At 41.6% G+C, this 3134-nt stretch carries 5 protein-coding genes; 3 read left to right on the top strand and 2 right to left on the bottom strand.

Annotation, left to right across the window (positions count from 1 at the left end):
• The 3 genes from ACFINZ_RS09200 to ACFINZ_RS09210 all read left to right on the top strand — a co-directional run.
• On the top strand, positions 1–738 hold a 738-nt coding region (locus ACFINZ_RS09200; RefSeq protein ID WP_375701374.1), incomplete at its 5' end, for a hypothetical protein.
• 91 nt (positions 739–829) lie between these two features.
• Positions 830–1954, top strand: coding sequence for a N4-gp56 family major capsid protein (locus ACFINZ_RS09205; RefSeq protein WP_273788714.1), 1125 nt, complete (start codon positions 830–832; stop codon positions 1952–1954).
• A 19-nt stretch (positions 1955–1973) separates the two neighbouring features.
• Positions 1974–2354: a hypothetical protein gene (locus ACFINZ_RS09210; RefSeq protein ID WP_375643680.1), complete on the top strand. Its 381-nt coding sequence runs from the start codon at positions 1974–1976 to the stop codon at positions 2352–2354.
• 34 nt (positions 2355–2388) lie between these two features.
• Here the strand turns inward: ACFINZ_RS09210 and ACFINZ_RS09215 are convergent, their stop codons facing one another.
• Together ACFINZ_RS09215 and ACFINZ_RS09220 are read right to left on the bottom strand one after the other, a co-directional pair.
• The gene (locus ACFINZ_RS09215) at positions 2389–2670 is read right to left on the bottom strand and encodes an addiction module antidote protein (RefSeq protein WP_273788712.1); all 282 of its coding nucleotides are present in this window, start codon (positions 2668–2670) and stop codon (positions 2389–2391) included.
• Complete coding sequence (locus ACFINZ_RS09220) at positions 2651–2962, bottom strand: type II toxin-antitoxin system RelE/ParE family toxin (protein ID WP_017196508.1); 312 nt, start codon at positions 2960–2962, stop codon at positions 2651–2653. The genes ACFINZ_RS09215 and ACFINZ_RS09220 overlap by 20 nt, the downstream gene beginning before the upstream one ends.
• Positions 2963–3134: the final 172 nt, after the last annotated feature.

The following is a 3134-nucleotide window of genomic DNA, read 5'->3' on the forward strand; positions in this document are numbered from 1 at the left end:
AAACCTTCAGAGATTGTTCCTAGTATAGAACAGCAGCGTATGGAGCAACAAGCCAAACAAGCCCGTGAAGCGCTTGTCAAGTTTTATGAACCCCAATCCCAGACGCCAATGGTTGAAGGTGAAAATGCACCCCCAGACCCTACACAAGACATTATTGGCTATATGAGTTGGATGGGAAAAAAGATTCGAGAGCAGGATGCGTATATTAGGGAACAGAAAGAAGCGCTAAGACAAGCTGAGGAACAGCAGCAGCACGATATGCGTCTTGGTGAATTTTTTAATAATTCTGTTAAGTCGTTTCAAAATAAATCCAGTGATTTTGATGCCGCGGCAAATTTTCTTTATGAGGCACGCGCAAAGGAATTGAGTTCTTGGTCATCACTTTATCCTGAGTATGGACAACAAAACACAATAGATGCGATTATAAGAGATCAATTGCATGCGCTTGTAGCGACTTGTGCACAAAGAGATCTCAATCCGGCAGAAGAAATTTATAGAATAGCACAAAACCTTGGCTATCAGAACCAAGCAGTGCAAGCGAATAATCAAGTTGCAGAACTTCAAAGTCGGCAGAATTCTGCGAGAACCTTAACGGCATCTGGTGGAGGGGGCGTGACGGGTCCACTTTCATGGGAAACGATGGACGCTATGACGGATAAAGAGTTTCAAGCGTGGTACAGTAATCCAAAGAACCGAGTGCTTATACGCAAATTGAGTGGTGCAGATGATGAAGATTAAGTGAAAGACTTTTAGAGAATAAGCCGCCTTTGGTGCGGGTTGGTGGTCCGGCTTTAAGCCGGTTTTTTTATAGCAAAGAAAGGTGAAATAAATGGCAACAACACATATAGGGATTAATGATCCCCATGCGTTAAAAACATGGGCGAGAATTCTTGATGCGGAGGTCTCCAAAGCAACTCCTATTGCTCCTTTGATGGGGCAGGATTCCAATAGCATTATTCAGGTGAAAACAGAGACGCAAAAAGGCAAAGGGGATTGTGTAACATTTAGTCTGCGAGCTCAGTTATCAGGACGTGGTGTGAGTGAGGGTGAAACCCTTGAAGGCAATGAAGAGGCACTACAATTCCTTCATGATAAACTGTATATCAATGAACTTTATCATGGAACAAGAATTGCCAATGAAGGCACTATTGATAATCAGCGCACATTGTTTAATTTGCGCGAAGAAGCCAAAAACAGTTTATCAGATTGGTATGCGGACCGTTTGAGTTTGATGTTTTTCGTTCACGCTTGCGGTTATACAGCCAACAGGCTTAATTTTGAGGGAGAACTGGTTGATCTTGATCCTCTTTTTTGGGGCTTTAATGCACCATTAGCTCCAAGCAGTAAGCGCATTGTGCGACCAGAAGCAAAAACCAAGGATGAAGAGCTTACAGAAAAAGCCAAACACAGCTTTAATCTTAAATTGATAGATGAAGCGGTTCAGTGCGCTAAGCTAGCGAATCCTAAAATTAGACCGGTTCGCGTGAATGGCGAGAGTGTTTATGTGTTGTATTTGCATCCCATTCAGGTGACACAATTGCGCACTAATACAGAGACGGGTCAATGGCTTGATATTCAGAAAGCTGCTTATACCGGTTCGCGTTCCAAAAACCCAATCTTTGATGGTTCTCTAGGCATGTACAACGGTGTGATTTTACGTGAATCAGAGCATGTCACCAATGGTGTTAAATCCACGGATAGTACACGTCTTGCAGGTGTGCGCCGTGCTGTTTTGCTTGGAGCGCAAAGTGTCGTTATGGCATTTGGTAAGAGTTACGGTAAGACCCGCTATAAAATCGAAGAAGAAACCTTCGACTACAAACGCGAATACGGTTTTGGAGTGCATACAATTATGGGCATGAAGAAAACGCGTTTCCAAATGCCCGGAAGAGCACAAGGAGCCCAAGATTTTGGAACGATAGTTATCCCCACCTACAGCGGTGAAGTTGAGTGATGAGGAAAGGAAATAGGACATGGTAGATGGCGTAACAGGACACTTACACGGCAGAGATCTTCATACACATCAGGTCAGTTTTTTGCGTTTGAATATCTCGCATAAAGATAAGCATTTGACGCGCAAAATCGGGACTTTACCGCGTGGTGCAATGATCCTTTCGATTAAAGCGTTTGTGAAGACAGCGTTTTCGGATGCGAAATTAAAGATAGGCAGCACCTATGGTGGTAATGAGTTTAGTGAAAAGGATATCAAAACCCAAAGCACTCAAGATTTTACATCAACCAACCAAAAAGAGTTTGTTCCAGAAGATCAAGAGCTTACGCTTTATGCAACACGGGATAAAACAACCGAGGCTGGTGAGTGTGTTGTGGTCGTGCAATTCGTGACCAATCGTTGAGAGGTATAGGGGAAGGCTTAATTCCCCTCACGATTTATGGAGCAGATTGTACAGAGAGTTGTAAATTAAGGGCAGATAAGACAGCGACTAAGGTAGAAAGTTTAGGATCACCTGTTTTGCTTAAAGAGCGGTATAATCCACTGCGTTCGCGATTGGTTTCTTTTGCTAAGGCACTCATATTTTGTGCTCTAGCAACAATACCAAGGGCATCCGCTATATGAGAGGCATCACCAGTTTTAAAGGCTTCATTTAAAAAGACTTCTTGAGATTCTGGTGTTGTGAGGTGTTTTTCAAAGTTAAAGGTTTTCAATTTCATTTTTAAGATCCTCTAAAAGAGATAAGGCTTTTTGAATATCACTGGATTGTGTGGATTTGTCACCACCACAAAGCAATATAATGATTTTATCGCCTTTTTTTGTAAAATAAATTCGGTAACCAGCACCATAGTGGATACGTAATTCACCTATACCATTAAAAAACTTTGCATCACCCAAAAGCCCTGAACGAATTCTATGAAGCCTTGCAAGAATTATATTAGCAGCTTTTCTGTCTTTAAGTTTTTCTAACCAGTTATCGAATTCATCTGTTGTTTTTATTATCGCTACCATCAGTGCACTATACTACACAATATATATAATATCAATAGTAATAATTTTTACTGAGAGGTATTTTGATGACACGTCATTATATTCGGATTAAAACCGGAGGACCGATACCTGTAAAGCGAGATGTTTATCGTCATAAGAGAACACTTTCGCACTTAGTGTCGGTCATTCAAGA

Source organism: Bartonella sp. AA81SXKL (assembly GCF_042196945.1).
Lineage (GTDB): Bacteria > Pseudomonadota > Alphaproteobacteria > Rhizobiales > Rhizobiaceae > Bartonella.